The following is a 19,902-nucleotide window of genomic DNA, read 5'->3' as shown; positions in this document are numbered from 1 at the left end:
ATTATGCAAAAACATTTTAGATTGAGGAATGCGTTATTTGCAGGATTACTGCTTGCCGCATTTGGGTGTTCTTCCCATACCCATCCTACCACTGATTTTAATGTGGATTCTGCTATTGCTTACTGTAGCTGTCAGGCTATAAAAACTCTTGAAACGCTTCCTGATGTAGATTCGATTCCCAATACGATTGATAAAGGACAGAAAAAATGGCAGTATGCTCATGTAGGTTCTTGGACATCTGGCTTTTGGCCGGGTACATTATGGTATCTTTACGAAGCGACTCAGGATACGGTATGGTTGCATGCAGCTGAAAATGTTACTCGTATTCTGTTGCCGGAAGCTTATCGTAAGGCTCGTTCGCATGATTCGGGATTTATTATGATGCCAAGTGTGGGTAATGCTTATCGTCTTACGGGCGATACTATGTACGCTCAAGCACTTCATCATGCGGCAGATTCGTTGGCCGAACTCTATAACCCCAAAGTGGGTACCATATTATCTTGGCCGGGTATGGTCAAAAAGATGAATTGGCCTCATAACACCATTATTGACAATATGATGAATCTTGAATTGCTTTTTTGGTCGGCCAAGAACGGTGGTAACAAATGGCTGTATGATGTAGCCGTAAAACATGCGGAAACAACCATGAAATATCATTTCCGTACGGACCATTCGTGCTATCATGTTGCGGTTTACGATACACTGGACGGTCATTTTATTAAAGGCGTCACTCATCAAGGATTGGCTGATAGTACAATGTGGGCTCGTGGTCAGGCCTGGGCCATCTATGGTTATACGATGGTTTACCGTGAAACTCGTGATGTACGTTTTCTTGAAGTAGCTTGCCAATCGGCCGATGCTTATCTTCGTCGTTTGCCTGAAGATATGGTACCATATTGGGATTTTGATGCGCCAATGTCACCATTGCTCCCTCCTAAAGACGCATCTGCTGCTGCTGTTACGGCTTCGGCGTTGATTGAACTTTCGGGCTATGTAAATGATGAGATAAAATCACGCCATTATCTTGATGCAGCTATAGCTATGTTGGAGAATCTCTCCTCATCGGCTTATCAGTCGGGTACGGTTAATACAGCTTTTTTACTTCATTCTGTAGGCCATATGCCTCGTGGACGTGAGATTGATGCTTCGATTATGTATGCAGATTATTATTATATAGAAGCACTTTTACGGCTTCGTACCGTAAATAAAGGCGGATGACTTGCTACTGCGTCCCCTTCATGCCCCATTGTCAAAGTCAGGAAATATTCTAATGTCGTTTTGATAAATGATGTGTTAATAGGGCAAACATGTGTGGCAGAGCCGTAGAAAGGAGAATTACAATGAGCAAGAAAGATAGAGACATAGCCCTCTTCGTGGCATTCTGCATTGAAGAATACGGAGCGGCTAAAGGAATGATGGACGATCAGGTACTTTTTTAGCAAAGGCTCACTATAGTGAGCCTTTGCTAAATATAAGGAGTGAACAGAAGAAACATATACGGCTCTTTCATTTAAGGGAGTTAAAGGGTGTTAGAAGCCGATAGTATAGCTATACATCAACAGAACTATCGGCTTTTAACTCCTAAGCTTGCAGGGTGATAACTCCTTCTAACTTCCGATAACTCCCTTAAATGAAAAAGCCATGAGAAACATGGGAGATGTTTGTGAATATAATAAGTAAAATTCCTACCTTTGTCTTTATAACCATTGATTTTCTCCATAGCCATGTTAGAAGATTACAGAAGATACCCGATAGGAATACAGAACTTTCAACAGTTGCGCAACAACGACTGTGTGTATGTAGACAAGACGGAACTGGTTTATAGACTGACACATACCGACCGGGTCTATTTCCTCAGCCGTCCCCGCCGTTTCGGCAAGAGCCTCTCGTGTCTACGCTCGAAGCCTACTTCCAAGGAAAGAAAGACCTTTTCGGAGGGTTGGCTATGGAGCGCTGGGAGAAGGATTGGGAAAGCTATCTGGTGTTGCACATCGATTTCAGCCTAACAAAATACATGGAACTGACCGACCTTACGGGGCAGCTTAATCTCTTCCTGCACCGGTGGGAAAAGATTTATGGAAAGGATGAAGCGGAAAAGACCGCTTCCGAGCGTCTGCAAGGCATTATTCTGAGAGCTTCCGAGCAGATCGGCAAGCAGGTTGTCGTGCTGATTGACGAGTACGATGCCCCCTTGTTGGACAGCAATTCCGACACCGCCTTGCAGCAACAGCTCCGCAACGAGATGCGGAAGTTCTTCAGCCCCCCTCAAGAGGTTGGGGCAGTATCTTCGCTTTCTCTTCATCACCGGCATCAGCAAGTTCAGCCAACTGAGCATCTTCAGCGAACTGAATAATCTGAAGAACATCAGCATGCACGATGATTTCAGTGCACTCTGCGGCATCACCGAGCAAGAATTGCTCACAGACTTGAAACCGGACATCGAGCGAATGGCCAAGGCAAACAATGGGACTTATGAGGAAGCTTGCGCTCACTTGAAACGGCAGTACGACGGCTATCATTTCAGTAAGAATTGTGCCGACATCTATAATCCGTTCAGCTTGTTCAACGCTTTCGATGCAAAGGAGTACAAGAACTTCTGGTTCTCTACGGGCACTCCTACCTTTCTGATTGATATATTGCAACGCACGGATTTCGATGTGCAGAGCCTGGACGGACTTACGGCTACCGATGAACAGTTCGATGCGCCTACCGACCACATTGTCGACCCTATTCCGGTACTTTATCAGAGTGGCTACCTGACAATAAAGGGGTATGACCCTGCTTTCCGTCTTTACCGGCTGGCCTATCCCAACGGCGAAGTGCGTTATGGTTTCACGGAGTCCTTGCTTCCTGCACTCAACAAGCACATCATTTGGTAAATGTCACCCCTTCCACATGTTCGCCGATGAAGAAGCGTGCCATGTCTCCCATCTTGTACCATTTCGGTTTGCCCGGCATGTCGTCGTAAATAGCTTCTCCGTTGATTCTGAGATTCTCGAAGCGGATGTTCTTCACTTTCCGTTCTTCGTTGTAGCCGGCAATGATGGACAGTTCGGCGTTCTCTCCGTTGTAGGTGATGTCCTTGAAGAGCACGTTCTCAATCCCTCTGCCCGGAGCCGCACAATATTTCTTGTTAAAGAAGATGCGTAGGTTGACAAGTTGGCCTTGACGGAAATCTTCTATGCGGATATTCTCGAAACGCACGTTGCGGACCAAGTTGTTGTCTCCTACGTTGATGGCCATACAGCCTTGATAGTCTATCTGCTTTTCTTTATGGTCGAGGATGTCGATATTGATATAGTTCAGGTTCTCCATTACTTCTTGACCTTCGGCATCGCCGTGCAGTCCGATGAAGATGGGATGGGCCACGTCCGCCCAGAGGGTGGAATTCTGCATGGTGATGTTCTTGCATCCGCCTTTGAAGCCCATACAGGTGGCATAAACAGTGGTACAGTCGTCCGAGTTTCTGCAAAATACGCCATCGAACAGTACATTGTTGCTGGCAAACACGTTCATCCCGTCGCCCCATCCATAGGAGCTGATGGCCTTTACGTTGCGTATCGTCACGCTGTCTGAGCCACCGGTGGGGCATTGGGTGGTAATCAAGCCTTCTACCCGGATGTTTTTGGAGTTGATGATGCTGACTCCTGCTCCACGTCCTTCGGGATGTACTTCTCCCCGGCCGAAGATAGTTACATTTTCAGCATTCTTTGCTCGTATGCACCCTCTGACGATGGCTCCTCCGGAAATGTATACGGTTTTGCCTGAAGGTACATCCAGCGTGTCGCCCGGTAATTGGTGTATGCCCGGACCGAAATAAATCAAGTTGCGGTTCTTTTTTAATTTCTTCGGGTTCATACCCGGTTTCAGAGGATTGTTCCGGTCTATCGGATTGGCGAAGAGGTGCAGGTTGTGGAAGATGTCGCCGTTCACTTCTATCGACAAGTTGTGGGGAGAGTTCAGCTTGAAAGTAAGCGTGTTGCGGCTGACCTGCGGAGTGATGCCGTAGGAAAGAGGACGTATGCGGGCTGTTTCTATCTCTTCCTTATGGGCGGTGACCGACACTTCCACTTCACCATCGAAGTCGAAATAGCTCATGGAGGCCAGCTTTACATGGTGCCGGGCCTCTTTTACTTCGTCCACTTTGACGGGATAGGTGGCTATCGTTTGCCACTTTCCACCCGGTTGGCGCACCTTGACGGTGAAGTCGTCCTTCAATTCCGCTTCCTGAGGAGCGGGATAGGTGATTAACTGGTTTTGCGCGCCGATAGTCTGAGCGAATCCGAGCAATAAGCCGGAGATAAGGATTAGTTTTCTTAGTTTCATTGGTAATAGCATTATTGTTGTTTTAAGTAGAAATACGTTTTCTACGGGATGTTCACTTAGTAGGGCTAATGAAATTTGTGCAAATTAAGTGCTTTTCGGCTTTCAATCGTATATTTTGTGTAGAAAACGATGGAACTTATGAAACAGATTTGCAAATTAGTAGTGATGTTATTGTTGGCCTTTACCGCAGGAGTACAGGCACAGTTAGTGACATATCCTGAAAGTTTAAATCCGGGCATGCCCCATAATGACGACTACACGGTACGTGTACGCATCCCCGGCGGTGAGTGGAAAGACTTGTTTGAATACAACGTACAGGTAGATATGGACAACGTGCAGAATGCTTCCATGGTACAATTTGATATGGGAAGTGCTGTAGAGGTAATGGTGAAGAAGAACAATGGCAGCGTGCGCGAAGTGACCATACGCCCTTTGAGTAAAGGTATTGAATACAAGCAGATACAAAACGCCATTCTTTTCACTTTGGAAAAGCCACAGTATCTCTCTATTGAATTTGATGGCGACCGGTTGCACAATCTGCATCTCTTTGCCAATCCTTTGGAAACAGAAAAATATGATAAAGAGACAAAAGGCATCATGTACTTCGGTCCGGGAGTCCACCGTCCTAAAGACTTACCTAATAATCAAATCCGTATTCCCGGTAATACCACCGTGTATCTGGCACCGGGAGCGGTAGTCAAAGCGAAACTTCTGGTAGACAAAGCGGAAAATGTCCGGATTATCGGACGAGGCATCTTGGACCATCCGATACGGGGCATTGAAGTGACTGACTCAAAGAATGTGCTGATAGATGGAATTACCGTAGTGAACCCTGATCATTATACCGTATTCGGAGGCGGTTCAACGGGAATCACCATCAAAAACCTGAAATCATTCAGTTGCAAGGGTTGGAGTGACGGCATTGACATGATGTGCTGCCGCAGTGTGATGATTGACAATGTCTTCATGCGCAATTCGGACGACTGCATCGCTCTGTACAATCACCGCTGGAACTGGTGGGGAGGTTCGTCCGACATCACTGTGCAGAACTCCATTCTTTGGGCAGATGTGGCACATCCCATCAATGTAGGCGGCCATGGCGACCCCGATTCACCTACGGGAGAAGTAATAGAAAATTTGACTTTCCGCCACATCGACATTCTGGAACATGACGAGGATGACCCGATTTATCAAGGTTGCATGACAGTGGATTGCGGTGACAAGAACCAGGTCCGTAATGTTCTTTTTGAAGATATCCGGGTAGAGAATATTCAGGAAGGACGGCTTTTCTATGTCAAAGTACGCTTCAACGGGAAATATGATAAACAGCCGGGAAGCGGCATTGACGGCATTACTTTCAGGAACATTACGTACACAGGAGTAGGAGAGAATCCATCGTTGATGCAAGGACTGGACAAAGAACGAACCGTGCAAAACGTGACGTTTGAAAATGTAGTAATCAATGGAGAACGGATGAAGGACCTGAAAGGAGTAGTAACCAATGAGTTTATAAAAGGAATTAAAATAAAGTGAACCATAAGAGCCAGTTTAAATTTTCTTCAAAAAGTATTTCTTCAGCTTCTTCCCAAGCTTCTTTCCGGTCTGTTTTCCTCTTTTTATTCGTCACATAGCCCGCTATGCTCCTCATAAAAACAGAAAAACATCCTCAGAAAGAACTCTCAAAATAATGCTGAATAAAATTTGAACAGGCTCTAAAACCAAAGAACCATGAATAGATATAGACTGCTTTTTTCAATAATCCTCTTGCTTTACTTCTCTCCCTGCCTGCGGGCAGGAGAGTGGCAATGGTCTGTGACTCTTGACGGATTCGTCTCCAACGAAACGAACCGGAATCCTACGGCTTTCTTGTGGATACCCGCCGACTGTATGCAGGTGAAAGCAATTCTTGTAGGACAACACAATATGAGCGAAGAAACTCTTTTTGACAATCCCCTTTTCCGCGAGAAGATGCAGAAGCTGGGAATCGGCTTTGTATGGATAACACCCGGCATCGACCAGCAATGGGATGTATCGAAAGGCACACAACGGATATTCGAGAAAATGATGGCCGACTTGGCAGACGTCAGCGGATATAGCGAACTGAAAAATGTCCCTATCGTGCCCATAGGCCATTCGGCCATGGCTACTTATCCCTGGAACTTTGCCGCATGGAATGCGGAACGTACCTTGGCCGTCATCTCCCTGCACGGCGATGCTCCGCGTACGAACTTGACCGGCTACGGGCGTGAGAATCTGGAATGGGGACGTACCCGTAATATCAACGGGATACCCGGACTGATGATTGAAGGAGAATATGAATGGTGGGAAGCCCGGGTAAATCCGGCACTGGCTTTCCGCATGATGTATCCTGAAAGTTGCATTTCGTTTCTGTGTGATGCAGGACGGGGACATTTTGATGTGGCAGATGAAACAGCCGCATACATCGCTCTGTTTCTGGAAAAGGCTGTCTGCCTGCGACTGACGGATGAAGTGACGAAAGACGGTAAAGTAAAACTGAATCCGATAAACCCGACCAAAGGCTGGCTGGCAGAACGCTGGCATCCCAATCAGAAGAAACGAGCCAAAGCTGCTTTCTACTCACAATATAAAGGCGATGTGCATGACGCTTTCTGGTATTTTGACCGTGAAATGGCAGAAGCGACTGAAGCACGGTATGTGCAAAGTCGCGGTAAGGAAGAACAGTATCTGGGATTTGAACAAAGCGGCAGTCTGCTGGCATACGACAAGAAACAGCATGTACGTGTACAGCCTCGCTTCAATCCGAAAGCCGATGGAATTACTTTCCATCTGAAAGCCGTATGTACGGATTCCCTGAGAACGAAACTGTCTGACGAACACGCAGATGCAACGCCGACAATCAGTCGCATCTGCGGACCGGTAGAAAAGGTAAATGACACGACATTTAAGGTATCTTTCTATCGGATGGGTATGGATAACCCACGCCGCACCGGTGATATATGCCTGCTGGCAAGCCAGACAGGAGACCGGAGGTATAAAAGTGCCGTTCAGGAAGTCAGTATCCGCATCCCCTACCGGAATACGGCAGGAGAAAGGCAGCATATACTGTTTCCGGGACTGCCCGATGTGGAAACAGGAAGCGGGTCTCTATCTTTAAAAGCCACAAGTGATTGCGGACTGCCGGTCTCTTACTACATCAAAGAAGGTCCGGCCGAGATAGAAGGAGACCAAATTGTATTCACTCCTATTCCTCCTCGCAGCAAATTTCCGGTAAAAGTGACGGTAGTTGCCTGGCAATACGGCGTTGCAGGTAAGGTGCAGACGGCCGAGCCGGTGGAACGTAGTTTTTATATAAAGAAAGAATTAATAAAAAGGTTATGAGAAATAAGAGTTTAATCCTAATGACAATTTGTGCGGCTCTATCAACCGGTCTTTCCGCCCAATCCGTTTATCCCGGACAGCATGCCGGAAAAATGAAAAAAGTGACGACCGCACCGATGCAGGTAGAAAGTTTCGACTTAAAGGACGTGCGTTTATTGCCAAGCCGCTTTCGCGACAATATGATGCGTGATTCCGCTTGGATGACTTCCATAGCAACCAATCGTTTGCTGCACGGTTTCCGCAACAATGCCGGAGTATTTGCCGGGCGTGAAGGCGGATATATGACCGTAAAGAAACTGGGTGGTTGGGAATCGCTGGACTGTGAACTGCGCGGACACACAACAGGGCATTTACTATCAGCCTATGCGCTCATGTACGCATCTACCGGAAGTGAAATATTCAAGTTGAAGGGCGACAGCCTTGTTACAGGTCTGGCAGAGGTACAGGCGGCTTTGGGAAACGGATATCTCAGTGCATATCCGGAAGAATTGATTAATCGGAACATACGTGGGACAAGTGTATGGGCACCCTGGTATACACTGCACAAACTCTTCTCCGGATTGATTGACCAATACCTCTATGCAGATAACAAACCGGCATTGGAAGTTGTGACCCGCATGGGCGACTGGGCTTATAATAAACTTAAACCACTGGATGAAGCCACCCGGAAAAGGATGATACGGAATGAGTTCGGCGGTGTGAACGAATCTTTTTATAATCTTTATGCCATCACCGGCGACGAGCGTTATCAATGGCTTGCCGAATTCTTCTATCACAATGATGTGATAGATCCGCTGAAAGAACAACGCGATGATTTAGGTACCAAGCACACGAATACCTTTATTCCAAAAGTTCTTGCCGAAGCACGCAACTACGAGCTGACGCAGGATAACGACAGTCGGAAACTGACAGATTTCTTTTGGCATACCATGATAGACCACCATACCTTTGCACCGGGATGCAGTAGTGATAAAGAGCATTATTTCGATCCACAACAATTATCCAAACATCTGACCGGATATACCGGTGAGACTTGTTGTACGTACAATATGCTGAAACTAAGCCGTCACCTGTTCTGCTGGACGGGAGATGCCAAAGTTGCCGATTACTACGAACGTGCACTCTATAATCATATTCTTGGACAACAAGATCCTGAAACGGGAATGGTATCCTATTTCTTGCCCTTACTCTCCGGCTCTCACAAAGTTTATAGTACCCGGGAGAATTCCTTTTGGTGTTGTGTAGGCAGTGGTTTTGAAAGTCATGCCAAATACGGAGAAGCTATCTATTGTCACAATGAAAAAGGAATTTACGTGAATCTCTTTATTCCGTCAGAAGTAAACTGGAAAGCAAAAGGAATAACTCTGCGTCAGGAAACAGGTTTCCCAGCAGAAGAAAACACTACATTGACCATCCAAACAGACAAACCTGTCACCACTACGATTTATCTGCGCTATCCCTCATGGAGTGAAGGCGTGAAAGTAAACGTCAACGGGAAAAAAGTATCGGTAAAGCAGAAACCGGGATCATACATTGCTGTAACCCGCCAGTGGAAAGACGGTGATCGCATTGAAGCCAATTATCCGATGAGCCTGCAGCTGGAAACCACTTCTGATAATCCTCAAAAGGGAGCTCTGCTATACGGACCGCTGGTATTGGCCGGCGAATTGGGAACAGAAGGTATGCAAACTCCGGCACCATTCTCTGATCCGGCATTATACAATGATTATTATACTTACGATTATCATATCCCGGCAGGATTGAATACGACATTGCAAGTAGACTTAAAACATCCGGAACGCAACCTGCAACGTACAGGTAAAGGACTGGAATTCAAAAATGCGGAAGGTACTATATTGAAACCTCTGTACGATGTGCACCATCAACGTTATGTTATATATTGGGATTTAAAAACAAAGTAGATGAAAAAGAATCTTCTTACAGTTTCTCTTTGGGGAATTTATCTTTTATTCCTGTCATGCCGCCCTGCCAGTAATAGGCAGGCGGTTTATAATTTTGCACCACTCGATTCCATTATTACCGGTTGGATAGACAAAGAGTATTATCCCGGTGCAGCCATTTGCGTAGTTAGAGATGACAGCATTATCTTTTGGAAAAACTATAAAGAATTCACTCCCGATACCAAAGTCTATGTAGCCTCTGCCGGAAAATGGGTGGCAGCTGCAGTCATCGGAGCGGTAGTAGACCGTACCGATTTGGATTGGAATGATAATGTAAAGAAATGGATTCCTGAATTTAAAAACGACGTAAAAGGAATGATTACTTTACGTCAGTTGCTTTCGCACACATCAGGCGTTCGCCCTTACCTGCCGGAACCACGCGTAGACAATTACAATCAGCTGGATTCGGCAGTCATGGAGATTCTTCCACTTGACACGGTTTTCACTCCCGGCACTCGTTTTGAATATGGCGGACTTGCCATGCAGATAGCCGGCCGGATGGCAGAAAAAGCGATGAATAAAGAATTTGAGGAATTATTCCAGAAATTAATTGCCCGACCTTTAGGAATGAAAAGCTCTCACTTCACGCCCGTGAATACGGATGGCGGACACGCTCCCATGCTGGGTGGAGGTCTCTGTACCACTTTGCACGACTACATGCGTTTTCTTGATATGATCTACCACAATGGCGTATTTGAAGAAAAGCAAATACTGAAACCCGAAACCATACATGAAATGCAGGCAGACCAGGTGGGAAATGCGGAAGTTCACCCGGGTGAATACGTAGAACGTGCACTGAAAAAATATCATACCGGTATATACGGTTTGGGAGAATGGAGGGAACTCATTGATGAAGCAACAGGAGAAGCCTATCAGATCAGTTCACCGGGTTGGGCCGGCGCCTATCCATGGATCAATAAACAGGGCCGGGTATATGGATTCTTCATAGCCCATGTACAGGGAAGTTCACAAAAGGAAGATGGTTTCTCGTCATTTTATGGAAGTCCCGTCATTTCACAAACTGTCTCGAACATTATTTCCCTAAAAAGATAGAATACATTGAGTATCCCCATATCTTAAATCGTATTTATATAAAAACAATAAATACGAGGATATGAAGACTATCGGCTCAACAATTATTATGTTAGCTCTCGCTTCTTCCCTTTTTGCGGACAATGGCAAGGAACTGAAGCTGGCATCTCCTGACGGAACACATGAAATAGTATTTTACCAAAAGCAGGTTTCACCTGCGGTAAACGAACTTTGTTATCGGGTAGATTACAAATCACAACCCGTAGTCAATGAGTCGCGTGCCGGGTTGGAACTGGACAACCGGATATGGGAAATGGCTTTGGGAGTTCGAAATCTGAAACAGCCTGCCTGCTGGATGGACAATCTGGAAGTGGACTCCGTGACTTACCAGCTCGAAACAAACCTCACCTGGCAGCCGCTTTACGGTGAGCGTAGCAGTGTACGCGATCATTACCGGGCCGGCACCCTTTGTCTCTCCAAGAAAGACAACTCCGGTTATCGGCTCAATATAGAGGTACGTGCCTATAATGAAGGAGTGGCTTTCCGCTATTTCTTCCCGGAACATCCGAAGGCTATCTTTCATAAAGTAGTAGGTGATCTCACAGAATACGCCTTACCGGCAGGCACAAAAGCATGGACTGAACAATGGGCACAGGCTTTCTTCGAACGCCTGAATATCGATGATATCAAACATCCGGTGGAACGTACCCTTACGTTTGAACTCCCGAATGGCAAATGGGCCGCACTGGCAGATGCGGATGTAGACGACTGGTGCCTGACCAAATACCTCGTCTCCACCGATAAGAAGAACACGTTGACTTCTGTAATGTATAGCCCCGTAGATGTGGTGACCTATTATGCCACTCCTTGGAAGATAGTCATGGCAGCCGACAAACCGGGTGAATTGCTGGAACACAATGATATCATCCAGAATCTGAATCCGCCGTGCGAAATTGCCGATGCTGCCGCATGGGTGAAACCGGGCAAGATTATGCGCGAAACGACTATCACCACCGAAGGGGCTATTGCTACCATCGACTTCTGTGCAGCACATCATATTCCGTATATGCTTTTCGACTGGCAATGGTATATGCCCTGTACTTCACATGACGGGGATGCTACAAAAGTGGTTGACAAACTGGATATGCCCCGCGTAGTAGCATACGGTAAGGAGAAAGGAGTTGGCATCTGGGTGTACGTCAACCAGCATGCACTCATGAAACAAATGCGTGAACTCTTCCCATTGCTACGCCAATGGGGAATTGTCGGAGTGAAATCCGGTTTCGTACAATACGCCAGCCATCGCTGGGCTACCTGGTTGCACGACATGGTCCGCTTGGCAGCAGAGAACCATCTGCTGATGAATATCCATGATGAGTATCGCCCTTCAGGCTTCAGTCGTACTTATCCGAATTTATTGACTCAGGAAGGTATTTGCGGAAACGAAGAGTTTCCCGATGCAACTCATAATGTCACGCTTCCCTTCACTCGCATGATAAACGGTGCAGCCGACTATACGATCTGTTATTTCGACAAACGGCTGAAAACGACTCATGCCCACCAACTGGCAGCATCGCTCGTGTTCTACAGTCCGCTGCAAACTATCTTCTGGTATGACAAACCGTCGTTCTATCACGGAGAACCGGAAATGGAATGGTTTGAGAACTTGCAAACTGTATTCGACGATACGAAAGTATTGGATGGCGCTCCCGGCAAAAACATAACGATGGCCCGTCGTAAAGGGCAGGAATGGTTCTTGGGGGCGATGACCAATAATGAAGGTTCCGAAGAAGAAATTCCTTTGGATTTCTTGGATAAGAATAAAGTCTATCTTGCTTCTGTCTATACCGATGGCGGCGAAAAGGTGAAGACACGCACGCAGGTGGAATGCAGTTATTTATTGGTGGATGCTTCCATGACGATGAAGTTTGACCTGAAGCCCAGTGGCGGTGCTGCGGTTCGTTTTGTACCGGTGGAGGCGAAAGAGGCGAAGGGATTTAAAAAATATAAAGGAAAAATATTATAAAGGTTTGGGTGTAATTCTCCCTTTGAACGTATAGATGATAGATTATTCAAAGAAGGTGTTGTTATGGTAAAGATGTTTTTTATACTGTTTGGAGTACTTGCATTTTGTCAGGCTGTATGTGGACAGTCCGTTTCCAAAGTTTGGGTTGCCGACCGGAAGGATGGGACGTATATGAATCCTGTTCTGCATGCCGACTATTCCGATCCGGATGTGTGTGCGGTGGGAGATGATTTTTATATGACCGCTTCCAGCTTTAATTGTACTCCGGGGTTGCCCATTCTCCATTCCAAGGATTTGGTGAATTGGAAACTGGTAAACTACGCGTTGAAAACTATCGAACCGGAAGAATTCTATAACAAGCCTCAGCATGGAAAGGGCGTGTGGGCTCCTTCCATACGTTACCATAACGGTGAGTTCTATATTTATTGGGGAGATCCGGATTTCGGCATTTTTATGGTGAAGGCTAAAGACCCGCAAGGTGAATGGGATAAACCGGTATTGGTAAAGGCCGGAAAAGGCATGATAGACCCTACGCCTTTGTGGGATGAAGACGGGAAGGTCTATCTGGTTCATGCGTGGGCCGGAAGCCGTGCAGCTTTCAACAGTGTCGTCACGGTATGCGAAATGAATCCGGAAGGAACCAAAGTCATCAGCGAACCGGTGTTGGTATTTGATGGCAATGACGGGGTGAACCATACGGTGGAAGGCCCCAAATTCTACAAACGCAATGGGTATTATTATATATTGGCCCCTGCCGGTGGGGTGGTTACCGGTTGGCAACTGGCACTCCGTTCAAAGAATGTTTATGGCCCTTACGAAGTGAAGAGGGTGATGGCGCAAGGAAGTACGGACATCAACGGCCCGCATCAGGGCGCTTGGGTAGAGACGAATTCCGGTGAATCCTGGTTTGTACATTTTCAGGATAAAGCAATGTATGGGCGGGTCATTCATCTTAATCCGGTGAAGTGGACGGAGGGTTGGCCTGTCATTGGTGAAGATAAGGACGGTGACGGTTGCGGAGAACCGGTAAGACGGTATCGGAAACCGAATGTCGGGAAGACATATCCGGTAGAGACTCCGGCAGAGAGTGATGAGTTCAATTCCCGCCGGTTGGGGCTGCAATGGGAATGGCATGCCAATTATCAGGATGCTTTTGGTTTTACTTCCGATTTGGGGTATATGCGTATCTATGGGCATGTGCTGTCCGAGGACTTCGTGAATTTCTGGGAAGTGCCGAATCTGTTGTTGCAAAAGTTTCCGGCAGAAGAGTTTGCTGCCACGACCAAGTTGAAGGTGGTGGCTAAAGCTGACGGACAGCAATCCGGATTGATTGTGATGGGATGGGACTATTGTTACATTGGAGTGGAGAAGCAAGGCGACAGATTCGTGCTGAAGCAGGTGGTCTGCAAAGATGCCGAGCAACAAAATAAGGAAACTTCTACCCGTTTGATGGAATTGCCGGTAAGCCGGAAGCTTGAAGCCGGACTGTTCCCCAATTATGAACGGGACATCTATTTGCGGGTAAAGGTAGGTAAGAATGGGGTCTGCCATTTCCATTATAGTTTGGATGGAAAGAAATATCAACCGGCCGGTGAACCGTTTACTGCACGTCAAGGCAAGTGGATTGGCGCTAAAGTCGGTTTGTTCAGTACGGCTCCGTTCGGTAAAGATAGAGGTTGGGTTGATGCTGACTGGTTTCGCATAGAAAAATAAAAAGATAAGATAAATGAAAACAAAAACACTATTGGCAGGCTTGGGACTATGTTTGCTTGCTGCTTGTTCAATTTCAAAAGAGGAGTTGATTGTTGATAAGGAACTGGATTATTGTAATCGTCAGGTGCATCGTACTTTGGACATCATGCGTGGAAAGGGAGGTAAGATTGACTATACGATGATGCCTCGTAATATCTTGGATGGCCAGTACGACTGGAATTATCGCAAGGCTACGAAAGATGAATGGTGCAGCGGCTTCTGGCCGGGTATTTTGTGGTATGATTACGAGTACACCGGTGATGAAAAGATTAAAGAGGAAGCGGAGAAATTCACAGCTTCTCTGAAATTCCTTTCCGAAATCCCGGCTTTCGACCATGATTTGGGCTTTTTGGTCTTTTGCAGTTATGGAAACGGGTACCGGTTGACCCATAATCCCGAATACAAGCAGGTGATTCTGAATACGGCAGATTCATTGGCTACCTTGTTCAATCCCCGTGTAGGCACTATCCTTTCGTGGCCGCGCAATGTGGAGATGTTCGGTGGGCATAATACGATTATGGATAACCTGATTAATCTGGAGATGTTGTTCTGGGCAGCCAAGAATGGCGGTAATCCATATCTGGCAGATATAGCCGTCTCTCATGCCGATAAGACAATGAAGTACCAGTTCCGTCCGGATTATACTTCCTGTCATGTAGCAGTTTACGATACGCTGACGGGGGATTTTATCCGGGGATGTACCCATCAGGGATATGCGGACAATTCAATGTGGGCCCGTGGGCAGGCTTGGGGAATTTATGGATATACTACTGTCTATCGTGAAACAAAAGATGTCCGTTATCTGGATTTTGTGCAAAAGGTGACGGATGTATATCTCAAGAATTTGCCGGAAGATTATGTGCCGTACTGGGATTTTAATGACCCTGCCATCCCGGATGCTCCACGTGATGCATCGGCTGCCGCAGTAGTAGCTTCCGCATTATTGGAGCTTTCTACTTATCTGCCTGGTGAAAAGGGGAGGGAGTACAAGGGTGCTGCCATAAAGATGTTGAAAAGTCTTAGTTCGGATAAATATCAGAGTAGAAAAAGCAACCCCTCTTTCTTGTTGCACTCTACCGGACACTGGCCTGCCAAGTCGGAGATTGATGCCTCTATCATCTATGCTGATTACTACTATATGGAGGCATTGTTGAGGCTGAAAAAGCTGGATGAAAAGGAAAACGGATAAAGTTTGTTTCGAGTGTTGGGATAGGAGCAATACCCTGATTTTCGGGACTTATCTATCTGTTTTCCGATGAGCCTGGCTTTATCTTCTTAACCTGATGAGGTTACTGACTTTCCGTTGTATTGCCAGTACGTTCAGCAGTGATACTGCCAGAAACAGCAGACCGCTGGTCAATATGCATGGAAGCAGTGAACCGCTCTCCAGTTGCGGGAAGAGGTTTTGGACTACTTCTATATAGTAACTGCGTACCCATGCCACGCAGCCGATGGCGAGGAGCAGTACCAGTACATTCAGCCCTACTGTCAGTATATAATAAGGCGTGGCTACCCGCGTCGGGCTATATCCTATCAGCAGCAGGTTTTCCAGTTTTACCGTATTCTTTTGGAGAAGCAGGAAGATGCTCAGCATCAGGATGTAGAATGACAGAATGCTGATGAACAATCCTACGCCCACGACGATAGCCGTAATGAGGCGCAGGAAATAAGTTGTCTTTCCGGCATCCAGATTGTTGCCTTCGGTTTCGTAATTCTTTTGCTGGAAATAGTCGGTGATGGCTGTGTCGGTAGGATTCTTCACTTCCACAATAAGTCGGGACGGTTCAGCTTCTTTTTCCGGTGCAAAATTCTTGTTGGCCCAGTCCATGAAGGATTGGGGAACGAGAATGGTATTCAGCCGGTTGGAGAATCCTACAATGTTGCCTTCATATTGTTCCACACGTCCGTTGCCCCGCATCATGATGTCCATCTGTACCAGACTCATCAAGCCTTCGGAGAGTTTCGGCAGACTCCGGCTTTGTGCAAAGCCAAAGTTGTAGAGGTTCAGATAATTGCGCGGAATGATGATGGGGATTACCCGGGCATCTTCGTCAAAATGCCATTTCTCCAGACTGACATCCACATATTCGTCGGGTACAGACTCGAAAAACATCTCCGTTGACAGACGGATACCGGCTTCCTGCATACCGAGTCCGGCAGAAACCTTGAACAGGGAAGGAGTGAACGCGCCTACCCCCTTAGTAAAAGGTTGGGCTTTCAGGTCCTTTATCTCATCTTTGGAGAAGGTATTGCTTTTCCCGGCAAAGCTGCCCAAAGTACTGATTTTCTTGGTAGCAATGATATAATCCTTCTTCATGAAACTGTCCCCTTCCGTAAAAACGGGAAGGACATCACGATAGAATTGTACGCTCAGCAATACAATCATCATGCCGAAGAGATTGGCGAGGAAAAAGCCTGCCAACTGTCCGACACTGATGTGCTGGCGGAGAAGTTTCCAAACAAGTCGGTTCATATTAGCCACATTTATAATTGATAAATTTCATCATAATCCAATTCCAGATGTTTGCCGATGGAAGTCACTATGATTCCCGCTCCTTGGCGGCTGGCTTCTTCTGTCAGCAGCCTGCCCATGATTGTTCCGTTCTCGTTATCTAGATGGCTGACGGGTTCATCCAGGAAGATGAAGTCGAAAGGCTGGCAGAGGCTGCGGATAAAGGCGACTCTTTGTTGCTGGCCGAAAGATAGCTTCCCGGCTTTTTCGTTTACCTTGTCGGCAATGCCGATTGCCTCGAATAGGGTAAGGACTTCTTTCCTTTTTTTGAAGTTGGTAAGCCGGTTCTTCAGTTGTATGTTTTCGATGGCGGTAAGTTCGGGAAAGATACGCAACTCCTGAAAAAGAATGCTGAGGGAGTGTTTGCGTATATCTGTCCAGTCATTGACGGAGAGTGAACGGATATTGCGCTCATCAAAGTTGATGATTCCCTGATAATCGTTGCGGTAGCCGTAAACATAGCTGCAAAGCGATGATTTTCCGGTGCCCGAAGCGGCTTCTATGAGATAACGTTTCCCTTTGTGGAACGTAATGTCCCGATGCCATACGTCTGAGGTAATGGCATCACGGTCGGCAAACACTTGAGGTAGTGTTTGCCGTAGGTGAATCCTATTCATGAGTGGTATTAATCCTTAATCTCTAATCCTTAATCCTTAAATTACATTCCTGCAAACTGCTTGATAAAGTCCACAATCTGTTTCAGTGCATTAACATTCTTGTTCTTCAGCTGCAGGGTGACAGTTGCCTTGTCCTCGTTGCCGACAGCTTCCAGATACGAGATATTGCCGAGCAGCGAGTAATAGGTGCTATACTCTTGTCCGCCAAATCCAGCTAGCATTTTTACAACGGGCAGGTCAAGTACGGCTTCCGCATTGATGACAAAGGCTGTGCGCTTGCCTTTCAAACTGGAAGCGAAGTCCGTTTCTTTGGCAGACGGGTCAGCGGTCTTGCATGCATTCTTATACAGCAGTTCGTCATTGGTGGCGTACATCTGTTTGTCTCGTATGCCGAAGAATATGTTGATAGCGCGTGATTTATAGACATATTCATTCTCATTCAATTTCACGATGTCTTCGCCGCGTTTCAGTCCCAGTTCGGACTTTTTCTCATAAAGGGCTTTCAAGGGAGCGTCGTTCTTTACGCTGGCATAGGCCAGGAAAGAAGGATTGCTGTTCATGGTTACATTGATAAGGCCTATGGTCAGGTCGTTGTGGAAAGCACTGAACAAGTCTTTTACTTCAGCGGCTTTGGTAATGGAGAAATCGTTGCGGAACTGCTCATTCTCTTGCAGCACATTGTAGAACTCTTCTCCATTGATACCTATGCTGAATAGCGCCAGGGTAGATTTTGGGAAATACTTCAAGAACGTGTTTTCGATGGGACAAGTACTTTTGATTTGCTTTTCGAAAAGTGCTTTCAATTCTGTGTTCTCGGTATAGCTCTCTACTTTCAGTTCTATTTTCCCTTTTTCGAAGGAGAGACTTCCCAGCATCTTCAAGTCTTTCAGGTCGATATTGTGGGATATTCCGTAATTCAGCGGATTGGCGTATGCACTCAGCAGGCTGGAAGGAGAGATGAGCATATTGATGTCTCCATCCTGCTTTTGCATTTTCTTGAAAGCGGTGTTACTGTTGATGCTGTTTTCTCCGGTCTGTTTCAGCAAGGCGGGAATTCCTTCTTTGACTTTTTCCAGTTGCGATGTGCCGGTGTAGTTCACCACCATAAGCGTGGTAGGAGTGAAAGCGAGCAATGCCCGCTTGTTGATTTGTGCAAAACTGTAACCGTCCGCTTCTGCCACATGGCTGATTATCTGTTCTTTCTCCGTAACTTCCAGAAGCTTCAGCAAATCATCCTCACTTTGAACCTTGGCTACCATGGTGGTGTAGGGGAACGAGGGAGCGTTGAAGACATAAATCGGCGCATTGACGTCCACTCCCGATTTGGCAGGGTCTTTCAGTACAGCCTCCAATTGTTGGAAAGTAGCTGCATTCATATCGCTTTTCAAGGCATCTGTCAGCTTTTGCAGTGCTTCTTTAGTCTCTTTATCTTTGGTACCGGCCTTGTCTGCCAATGATTTTAAATTGACAGCGATGACTTGCGAGGCATCGGAAGGAATAACGTTGGTGTATTCTGGCTTTTTGGACGAACAAGCGCTTATCAGCACGATGAGCATTGCCAGTACTGAGAAGTGGAAGAATAGGTTCTTTTTCATATAGTTTTTGTTTTAGTGAGTATCATTGATTCTGTAAATTGAGGATGTGGCAGGCAACCAGTGCCGCCGTCTCTGTACGCAACCTTGATTTTCCCAAGCTGATGGGGATAAAATCGTTTTCCGTCGCCTTCCGGACTTCCTCTTCGCTGAAGTCTCCTTCAGGACCGATTAGTACGAGAGCGTCCTCTCCGGGATGTACCATATCCTTCAAAAGCGGTTTTTCGCCTTCATAACAGTGGGCGATGAATTTCTGACCCGGAAAAGGCTGTGTGATGAACTTGTTGAAGTCTGTCATTTCATTCAGTTGGGGCAGGCGTGCCTTGAGCGACTGCTTGATGGCAGAAACCAGAATTTTGGAGATGCGCTCCGTCTTGATGACTTTCCGTTCCGAGAAACGGCAGTTCAGGAATGTCAGTTCATCAAACCCTATTTCCGTCGCTTTCTCGGCAAACCACTCTGTACGGTCCATGTTCTTGGTAGGTGCCATGGCAATGTGCAGATGACCTTTCCACAAGGGGGCTTGCGGAAGGGTTTCCAGAATATTCACCAGGCAGCGTTTGTTGGTAGCCGTACTGATTTCGGCGCGATAGAAGCAGCCCTTTCCGTCTGTCAGCATAACCTCGTCGCCTGCTTGCAGGCGTAAGACCCGTACGGCATGTGCTGCTTCCTCTTCGGGCAGTTCTGCGTGGGTCTGTATGTCGGGAGTATAGAATACGTGCAT

Annotated in this window: 13 protein-coding genes and 1 pseudogene; 9 read left to right on the top strand and 5 right to left on the bottom strand. The window is 46.6% G+C overall.

Annotation, left to right across the window (positions count from 1 at the left end; all coding sequences use genetic code 11):
• The first annotated feature begins 3 nt into the window (after positions 1–3).
• Complete coding sequence (locus tag DXD78_RS10260) at positions 4–1,218, top strand: glycoside hydrolase family 88 protein (RefSeq protein WP_009038053.1); 1,215 nt, start codon at positions 4–6, stop codon at positions 1,216–1,218.
• Between the two features lie 506 nt (positions 1,219–1,724).
• Positions 1,725–2,855: pseudogene (locus DXD78_RS21185) on the top strand (AAA family ATPase); the annotation flags it as partial.
• A 13-nt stretch (positions 2,856–2,868) separates the two neighbouring features.
• Here DXD78_RS21185 and DXD78_RS10240 read toward each other — a convergent pair.
• On the bottom strand, positions 2,869–4,326 hold the full coding sequence (locus DXD78_RS10240) for a glycosyl hydrolase family 28 protein (protein WP_034529542.1): 1,458 nt from the start codon (positions 4,324–4,326) through the stop codon (positions 2,869–2,871).
• Positions 4,327–4,464: 138 nt separating this feature from the next.
• On the opposite strand from DXD78_RS10240, the gene DXD78_RS10235 reads away from it, so the two are divergent.
• The 7 genes from DXD78_RS10235 (at position 4,465) to DXD78_RS10205 (ending at position 15,646) form a co-directional block, all read left to right on the top strand.
• Positions 4,465–5,859, top strand: coding sequence for a glycosyl hydrolase family 28 protein (locus DXD78_RS10235; RefSeq protein WP_005832954.1), 1,395 nt, complete (start codon positions 4,465–4,467; stop codon positions 5,857–5,859).
• Positions 5,860–6,054: 195 nt separating this feature from the next.
• A complete protein-coding gene (locus DXD78_RS10230; RefSeq protein WP_005832952.1) occupies positions 6,055–7,686 on the top strand; it encodes a hypothetical protein in 1,632 nt (543 codons plus the stop codon).
• Complete coding sequence (locus DXD78_RS10225) at positions 7,683–9,608, top strand: glycoside hydrolase family 127 protein (protein ID WP_005832950.1); 1,926 nt, start codon at positions 7,683–7,685, stop codon at positions 9,606–9,608. Before DXD78_RS10230 ends, DXD78_RS10225 begins: the two co-directional genes overlap by 4 nt.
• Entirely contained in the window at positions 9,609–10,700 is a 1,092-nt protein-coding gene (locus DXD78_RS10220) for a serine hydrolase (RefSeq protein WP_005832948.1), read from the top strand. It begins immediately after the preceding gene.
• A gap of 61 nt (positions 10,701–10,761) precedes the next feature.
• Positions 10,762–12,705 carry a glycoside hydrolase family 97 protein gene (locus DXD78_RS10215; RefSeq protein WP_009038057.1) on the top strand — a complete coding sequence of 648 codons (1,944 nt, stop codon included), beginning with the start codon at positions 10,762–10,764 and terminating at the stop codon, positions 12,703–12,705.
• Positions 12,706–12,768: 63 nt separating this feature from the next.
• The gene (locus DXD78_RS10210) at positions 12,769–14,418 is read left to right on the top strand and encodes a glycoside hydrolase 43 family protein (protein ID WP_009038058.1); all 1,650 of its coding nucleotides are present in this window, start codon (positions 12,769–12,771) and stop codon (positions 14,416–14,418) included.
• 13 nt (positions 14,419–14,431) lie between these two features.
• Entirely contained in the window at positions 14,432–15,646 is a 1,215-nt protein-coding gene (locus DXD78_RS10205; protein ID WP_009038059.1) for a glycoside hydrolase family 88 protein, read from the top strand.
• Positions 15,647–15,724: 78 nt separating this feature from the next.
• Here the strand turns inward: DXD78_RS10205 and DXD78_RS10200 are convergent, their stop codons facing one another.
• Genes DXD78_RS10200 through DXD78_RS10185 form a run of 4 tightly spaced genes read right to left on the bottom strand, consistent with a single transcriptional unit; the run spans position 15,725 to position 19,902 of the window.
• Positions 15,725–16,930, bottom strand: coding sequence for a hypothetical protein (locus DXD78_RS10200; protein ID WP_009038060.1), 1,206 nt, complete (start codon positions 16,928–16,930; stop codon positions 15,725–15,727).
• Between the two features lie 11 nt (positions 16,931–16,941).
• Positions 16,942–17,586, bottom strand: a complete 645-nt coding sequence (locus tag DXD78_RS10195) for an ATP-binding cassette domain-containing protein (protein ID WP_009038061.1) — start codon at positions 17,584–17,586, stop codon at positions 16,942–16,944.
• A 41-nt stretch (positions 17,587–17,627) separates the two neighbouring features.
• A complete protein-coding gene (locus DXD78_RS10190) occupies positions 17,628–19,181 on the bottom strand; it encodes a DUF4836 family protein (RefSeq protein ID WP_005826925.1) in 1,554 nt (517 codons plus the stop codon).
• A gap of 22 nt (positions 19,182–19,203) precedes the next feature.
• Positions 19,204–19,902, bottom strand: coding sequence for a 16S rRNA (uracil(1498)-N(3))-methyltransferase (locus DXD78_RS10185; RefSeq protein ID WP_009038062.1), 699 nt, complete (start codon positions 19,900–19,902; stop codon positions 19,204–19,206).

The organism is Bacteroides sp. D20, assembly GCF_003436255.1.
Classification (GTDB): Bacteria; Bacteroidota; Bacteroidia; order Bacteroidales; family Bacteroidaceae; genus Bacteroides; species Bacteroides uniformis.
This window is presented reverse-complemented; position numbering and strand designations above follow the sequence as displayed.

Excerpts from the sequence above, each read along its gene's own strand:
- DXD78_RS10210 (WP_009038058.1), top strand. The coding sequence starts at position 12,769 with ATGGTAAAGATGTTTTTTATACTGTTTGGAGTACTTGCATTTTGTCAG.
- DXD78_RS10225 (WP_005832950.1), top strand. The coding sequence starts at position 7,683 with ATGAGAAATAAGAGTTTAATCCTAATGACAATTTGTGCGGCTCTATCA.
- DXD78_RS10205 (WP_009038059.1), top strand. The coding sequence starts at position 14,432 with ATGAAAACAAAAACACTATTGGCAGGCTTGGGACTATGTTTGCTTGCT.
- DXD78_RS10220 (WP_005832948.1), top strand. The coding sequence starts at position 9,609 with ATGAAAAAGAATCTTCTTACAGTTTCTCTTTGGGGAATTTATCTTTTA.
- DXD78_RS10240 (WP_034529542.1), bottom strand. The coding sequence starts at position 4,326 with ATGAAACTAAGAAAACTAATCCTTATCTCCGGCTTATTGCTCGGATTC.
- DXD78_RS10235 (WP_005832954.1), top strand. The coding sequence starts at position 4,465 with ATGAAACAGATTTGCAAATTAGTAGTGATGTTATTGTTGGCCTTTACC.
- DXD78_RS10260 (WP_009038053.1), top strand. The coding sequence starts at position 4 with ATGCAAAAACATTTTAGATTGAGGAATGCGTTATTTGCAGGATTACTG.
- DXD78_RS10230 (WP_005832952.1), top strand. The coding sequence starts at position 6,055 with ATGAATAGATATAGACTGCTTTTTTCAATAATCCTCTTGCTTTACTTC.
- DXD78_RS10185 (WP_009038062.1), bottom strand. The coding sequence starts at position 19,902 with ATGCACGTATTCTATACTCCCGACATACAGACCCACGCAGAACTGCCC.
- DXD78_RS10195 (WP_009038061.1), bottom strand. The coding sequence starts at position 17,586 with ATGAATAGGATTCACCTACGGCAAACACTACCTCAAGTGTTTGCCGAC.
- DXD78_RS10200 (WP_009038060.1), bottom strand. The coding sequence starts at position 16,930 with ATGAACCGACTTGTTTGGAAACTTCTCCGCCAGCACATCAGTGTCGGA.
- DXD78_RS10215 (WP_009038057.1), top strand. The coding sequence starts at position 10,762 with ATGAAGACTATCGGCTCAACAATTATTATGTTAGCTCTCGCTTCTTCC.
- DXD78_RS10190 (WP_005826925.1), bottom strand. The coding sequence starts at position 19,181 with ATGAAAAAGAACCTATTCTTCCACTTCTCAGTACTGGCAATGCTCATC.